Here is a 5,889-nt window from a genome sequence, read left to right as displayed (position 1 = left end):
AATAGGACATTTCTATTTTGGTAAGAATAGGACATTTCTACTTTGGTACGACAATATCGGAGCTTGGGCTTGACAAACATAGATATTCTGTTATACGATAAAGCCAGAATATCTATACCGTCGAACTGGGGGATACCCCAGGCGGCAGATCCTGAAGCCACCTAACGGTGGCTTTGGTTGTTTAGGGGGGTATTTGTATTTTTGCTATATTGAGGAAGCTGGTTGTACTGGTGCCTTACCAGATGCTAATTCGTCCATTCAGCCGGTTCTCGTTATTTGCGGTATTATAATTGAGCAACAATATGTTTCCGCGCTAACTTATGATTTTTTGGAAATAAAAAGAAGGTTCTATCCAAAAGATTTTTCTAATCTTCGTGATTTGGATTGTATAACAAAAGAAATTAAAGGGAGTGAGGTAAGGAAACTTATTAAAGGAAATCAAAAGTAAAGAAGACATGCTTTAAACTTTATCGATGAAATCATAAAAATATTAGAGAAGTATGAAATAAATATTATAGGTCGTGTTTGGATAAAGCCTATTGCGCTTCCTTTTGTAGGAAGGTCTGTTTATACCTCTTCAATTCAAAAGATAGCAAGTTGGTTCCAGTCATTTTTATTAGATAAAAACACCAATGGCATGATTATAGCTGACAGTCGCGACAAAGGAAGAAACTCTATTGTTCCTCATTCAATTTTCACACAAAAATATAAACGTAGTGGCGATGTATATCATCACATTTTGGAAGTACCATTATTTGTACATAGCGATAACCATGCGGTAATACAATTAACTGATTTAGTTGTGTCAGCTATCGTTTTCCCAATTTCAACAAGTGTTTATTGCTCAAAATATCTAAATAATTCTACACACCATAATCCACATTTTTTAAGTATTCGAGAAAGATTTGGGGAGAGGCTTGAGATTTTACAATATAGATTTCAAGAATCGGGGCGTACGTGCGGAGGGATTACTGTTAGCGACCCTTTAGGATGTAAAAACGGAAGCAAAATTTTTAGACATAAATAATCCGTATCGCATCCTAAAACATTAGACAATTAGGATTCTTTTGTCTAATGTTCGGGAAATTACTCATTTGTCTACAACTTAGTATTAAACGATTACGATTTCTTCGCCTTCGGCAGCGGCTGTTATTTTAAGCCCCGTGTGGCCTGTTTCCTCGCAATACTTCCTCGTCTCTTCTACAATCTCGTCAATCTGAGCGTCCGTACGGGTAGGCTCGTGGTGGAACATCACAAGATGCTTTACGTTCGCCTTTATGGACATGTCAACGACCTGCAGGTTGGAGCTGTGTCCCCAGCCGATTTTCGACGGGTACTCAGAGTGTTTGTATTGCGCGTCGGCAATAAGTAAGTCACAGTCTCTTACGAATTCGACATTTCTATCGTTTTGCTCCTGGACAATCATAGCTATCTCGGCTGTCTCGGCCTCATCCATCGCGGCGCTGGCCATAAAATTATAGTACGGCTCGTTGTCCCCTGTGTAAACAACGCTCTTACTGCCCTCTGTGACCCTGTAGGCAAAGCACGTTACAGGGTGGTTGACGAGTTTGGAGCGGACTTTCAGGCCAGCTATTGAGACAGTCTCCTCTTTGAGGTCAAAATAGTTGATGCGCGCCTGCAGCTCATCGGCGTTTACCGGGAAATATGAATAGACCATCTGCTGGGCCATTATCTCGCGTAGGCTTTTGTCAAAATGAGGCGGGCCATAGATATTAATTACATTCTTTGGTATATAGGCCGGAATAAAAAATGGAAATCCATGAATGTGGTCCCAGTGGGTGTGCGAAAGAAACAGGTGTACCTCCACCGGCGACATGCCCGCGAGCTTTTGGCCAACCATTCGTATGCCGGTGCCGGATTCAAAGATGACTATTGTGCCATCCTCCGCGTCAAGCTCTATGCAGGCCGTGTTCCCCCCATAGCGTACCGTATCCTTGCCCGGCGTCGGGATTGAACCCCGTACCCCCCAAAACTTCACTTTCATGCGTATACAATACACTAATTGATAAAAAAAATACCACAAGAAAAAAAATCACATCGCTTGACTTTTTGCCCGCGACTGCTATATGTTAGCTTCATATGGGAGTTGTATTCATAAGTCTCAGAGATATTGGTTGAATGTTCAATGAACAGTAAATTCAGTGATATGTTGGCCACCCCGATGAGTTCAGGCCTTAGGGCGGTGATAATTTCTATCGCCATTTGTCTCAGCCTTTCGGTGTTTGTAAGGCTCCATGAGTACAGTGTATGGAAACAAAATCCGGCCAGTTATTTTGTTGACGGCACGCCTATGATGACCACCGTGGATGCCTTTTACTGGGTACGCCTTGCAAGGGAATACAAAAACGGGACTTACTACGCAACTGACGGGGGCACCGCTGACAAGCTTAGATTTTTCCCGACAGATTCCTCTAAACCCGCCCGCGTCCCTGCAATAAGTGTTTTATTGGCTAAACTATCAGGCATGTTTGGCGATAATTTATACATTGCCGGAGTTTATCTTATCGCCGTGTTGTCCGGTTTTTTCATCGTGCCGCTTATTCTTTATTTCGGCAGGGCAGGCTCACTGCCAGCAGGCATCTTAGGCAGCCTTGTGGGAACTTTCAGTTTTATTTATCTGGTGCGGACATCGGCGGCGAGGGTGGATACCGATTCTCTCAACCTGTTTTTTCCTTTTTTGGCCTCTTTTTTCATCCTGCTCACCCATGAACACGGCGGACAGCTGCGCCCCAGCCGATTAGTATATCTATACTGCGCCCTTGCCGGCTTAACTATGATGCTCATGGAGCTGTGGTATGGCATCAGTGAGTTCACATATATGTACCTCGCTTTTTTAGTTGTATATCTTGTTATCGGGAAGAAGGGTTTTAAAACTACGTTTTTTTCAGCACTGATTTTTCTTTATTGCTCGTTTCCATTCTCGGTTAATGTCGCGGTTTTCTCGGTGGCGGCCTTGGTTCTTTTTTTTGGTTACACCTATTTGTTTGGCGGTAAAAAAGTCAAACCGGCTTACGCGGCTATCGCGGTTTTGGTTTTCGTCGCGGCTATCGCGGCCTTCGTCTATAAGTCAGCCTATGCGACGAGCATGCTGTCCGGTCTGATAGATTCCTTCTCTTTTATAATAAAGAATTACTTCACCTCCGACATGGGGGGTAAACCAAGCGCCCTTACGCAGGTAACAGAGCTGCAACACTCCTCGGTTGCTGAGGTACTCGCCTATGTCATAAAGGAACCGATGATAAGCGCCATAGGGCTTATCGGCTTTATTGTTTTTATCATTTGGAACTTTAAAAAGGCCTTTCCTATTCTCCCCATGTTTTTAATCGGCTTGACGGCCTTTCACGGGGCAAACAGGTTTGCCATGTATCTGGCGCCTTTTATCGGGGCAGGATTTGGCTATCTGATTACCGCCACCGCCCTATCCCTTACCGGTAAACTCAAAGATACCACGAGGAAATCTGTCGTTTACGTAACGGTCATCGTATTTTTTGTTGCTATAATCAGTCAGACGGCTTTTTTCTTTATCCCCCAACCAGCCCTTAACGTGGATTACTACAGGGCATTTCAGGACATAAAGGCCAAACTTCATGGAAAGCCCGTCATTCTGACCTGGTGGGACTTCGGATACGCCCTTGAGGATATAACCGGCTTTGCCACCTTTCACGACGGCGGTACCCAACATACCGAAAAAACCCTCTACATCGCCCACGCCCTCACCTCTGCAAGCCAGCCTGAACTTTATAACATCACGAGCTTTATCACCGGCAATGGCTCAACCGTAACCGCCGACGATATTATCAGGGACAGGGCGGAAGACAAACCCCTCGACAACGTCAAAAACGACAATATATACGTACTTTATACAAGCGATATGATAGGAAAATTTCCGGCTATGTACAACGTGAGGGGCATTGATATGCTCCGTACCTCAGCCGAATCGCCTGTGATACAACCGCTTAGTTGCCAGTCTCTAAAAGACGATGTGCTTGATTGTTATGAAATAAAGGTTGATTTGAAGGCCGGCAAAATAAACAACGCAACACCCCTTAGAAAGGCTGTTTATGTTGATAACGGGTATACTGTGAAGAGCGTTGAATACGAACATAACAATGGCCTTTATCTTGAATTGTTCGCCTCAGGAAAATCCATTAATGCTATCATGGTTGTAAACGGCGTGTTTTTTGATTCAAATCTAAACCAGATGTATTTGTTAGGAAAATACGACAAGTCGTTGTTTGAAGAGGTCTACAGCGCCCTGCCCCAGGCGAGGCTCTTCAGGGTGAAAACACCTGTAATTCAGCCCGGTGATGCGGAAAAGAAGGGCTAAGACCTCTCTCTTTCGTAAATATCTTCGAATCTCATAATGTCGTCTTCGTTAAGGTACTCGCCATTTTGAACCTCTATGACCTCAAGTGGGATTTTCCCCTTGTTTTCAAGCCTGTGCGGAGTGGTCTTTGGCACATAAATGGATTCGTTTGCGTGGACATAAAGTTCCTTTTCGCCAACGGTTACTTTGGCCGTGCCGCTGACAACAACCCAGTGCTCAGACCTGTGCATGTGCATTTGCAGGCTGAGTGACTGAAGAGGATTCACTATCAGACGTTTTATCTGGTAACGGTCACCCTTGCCCATGAGCGTGTAGCTTCCCCATGGCCTGTACGTGGTAACGTGTTCGTTTACCTCATGCCGCCCCCGTTCTTTTAACAGGGATACGATGTTCTTTACCTTCTGCGCGTGTCCCCGCTTCGATACGAGGACGACATCATCCGTCTCAACGACGAGGCAGTCTTCAATGCCGATAGTAACGGTCAATCTCTTGTCGGCAAGCACCATGGTGTCTTTTGTGTCAATGGATACGACATCGCCCGTTGTGGCATTGCCTCCCTGGTCTTTTTCCAATAATTCAAAAATTGAATCCCACGAGCCTATGTCGTTCCAGTAGATGTCCATCGGCATGGTAGCAATATTTTTGGACTTCTCCATGACAGCATAATCAATGGAAATATTGGGTAGCGAGGCAAAGCCCTCAAGCATCTCCTCGTAACTCTTATCGAACATCCTGCCAATTTCAGGCGCATAACGGCGGAATTCCTCTGCTATAACGCTTGGCCTGAATATGAACATACCCGAGTTCCAGTAGTGCTGGCCGTCCCCGATATACTCAAGCGCTGTCTTGTTGTCAGGTTTTTCGGTAAACTTCTCTACGCGATAAATCTCTTCGGTGAGGCCGCTCAAAGTAAGGGGGTGCAACTCCCTTTTTATATATCCATAGCCGGTCTCAGGGCGCGTCGGCTTTATGCCAAATGTTACGATATAACCCTCAAGGGCAGCCTTTTCGGCAGACCTCAAATACTCAACAAAACGCCCCGACGGGGCAATAACATGGTCTGATGGGCAGACAAACACGGTTTCGTCGTCAGTAGCACCGAGTTTATCCATACAGTATTTTACGCCGAGTGCAATTGCGGGGGCGGTGTTTCTGGCCGTTGGCTCAAAGATTATGTGTCCCCTGGCGTTGACTTCACGGTCCAGAGATTCCATGTCTGATTTTACGTGGAACTTGTACTCCTTATTGGTCAGGACGATTACATCCGCAGGCGGCACGGCAAGGAGCACCCTGGCCATAGTTTCCTGAAGGAGGGACTGTCTTCCCTTTAATTTTATAAATTGCTTGGGATAACTCTTCCTGCTTAACGGCCAGAGCCTCGTGCCAGAGCCTCCTGCAAGTAACAATACCTTCATAATTAAAAGAGTAACACAATGAGATGAAAATACTCAACGCCATGCCAGAGCAGAGGATTGTCAAGCCAGAAGATTCACCCTATAACCGACATAGAGAAGCGAAAAGAGTTAAAAGCCCCCGTGCTT

The 5,889-nt window shown here is 45.2% G+C and carries 5 protein-coding genes; 3 read left to right on the top strand and 2 right to left on the bottom strand.

Features of this window, described 5'->3' with window-relative positions; translation table 11 throughout:
- Window positions 1-193: 193 nt before the first annotated feature.
- Together AB7D94_RS16155 and AB7D94_RS16150 are read left to right on the top strand one after the other, a co-directional pair.
- Complete coding sequence (locus AB7D94_RS16155; RefSeq protein ID WP_420267055.1) at window positions 194-448, top strand: hypothetical protein; 255 nt, start codon at window positions 194-196, stop codon at window positions 446-448.
- Window positions 449-469: 21 nt separating this feature from the next.
- The gene (locus tag AB7D94_RS16150; RefSeq protein WP_420267057.1) at window positions 470-1,027 is read left to right on the top strand and encodes a DUF3800 domain-containing protein; all 558 of its coding nucleotides are present in this window, start codon (window positions 470-472) and stop codon (window positions 1,025-1,027) included.
- An 84-nt stretch (window positions 1,028-1,111) separates the two neighbouring features.
- Here AB7D94_RS16150 and AB7D94_RS16145 read toward each other — a convergent pair whose 3' ends face one another.
- Window positions 1,112-2,005, bottom strand: a complete 894-nt coding sequence (locus tag AB7D94_RS16145; protein WP_420267054.1) for an MBL fold metallo-hydrolase — start codon at window positions 2,003-2,005, stop codon at window positions 1,112-1,114.
- A 141-nt stretch (window positions 2,006-2,146) separates the two neighbouring features.
- Here AB7D94_RS16145 and AB7D94_RS16140 point away from each other — a divergent pair, with 141 nt between their 5' ends.
- Window positions 2,147-4,348 (top strand): STT3 domain-containing protein, encoded by a 2,202-nt coding sequence (locus AB7D94_RS16140; protein WP_420267053.1) that lies wholly within the window; start codon window positions 2,147-2,149, stop codon window positions 4,346-4,348.
- On the opposite strand, the gene AB7D94_RS16135 is transcribed toward AB7D94_RS16140, so the two are convergent.
- The gene (locus AB7D94_RS16135; RefSeq protein WP_420267052.1) at window positions 4,345-5,763 is read right to left on the bottom strand and encodes a mannose-1-phosphate guanylyltransferase/mannose-6-phosphate isomerase; all 1,419 of its coding nucleotides are present in this window, start codon (window positions 5,761-5,763) and stop codon (window positions 4,345-4,347) included. The genes AB7D94_RS16140 and AB7D94_RS16135 overlap by 4 nt on opposite strands.
- Window positions 5,764-5,889 lie beyond the last annotated feature (126 nt).

The organism is Candidatus Magnetominusculus dajiuhuensis (genome assembly GCF_046044395.1).
Lineage (GTDB): Bacteria > Nitrospirota > Thermodesulfovibrionia > Thermodesulfovibrionales > Magnetobacteriaceae > Magnetominusculus > Magnetominusculus dajiuhuensis.
This window is presented reverse-complemented; position numbering and strand designations above follow the sequence as displayed.

Bases quoted from the DNA above. Each gene is read 5' to 3' on its own strand.
- AB7D94_RS16145 (WP_420267054.1), bottom strand. From the start codon at position 2,005: ATGAAAGTGAAGTTTTGGGGGGTACGGGGTTCAATCCCGACGCCGGGC.
- AB7D94_RS16140 (WP_420267053.1), top strand. From the start codon at position 2,147: ATGAACAGTAAATTCAGTGATATGTTGGCCACCCCGATGAGTTCAGGC.
- AB7D94_RS16135 (WP_420267052.1), bottom strand. From the start codon at position 5,763: ATGAAGGTATTGTTACTTGCAGGAGGCTCTGGCACGAGGCTCTGGCCG.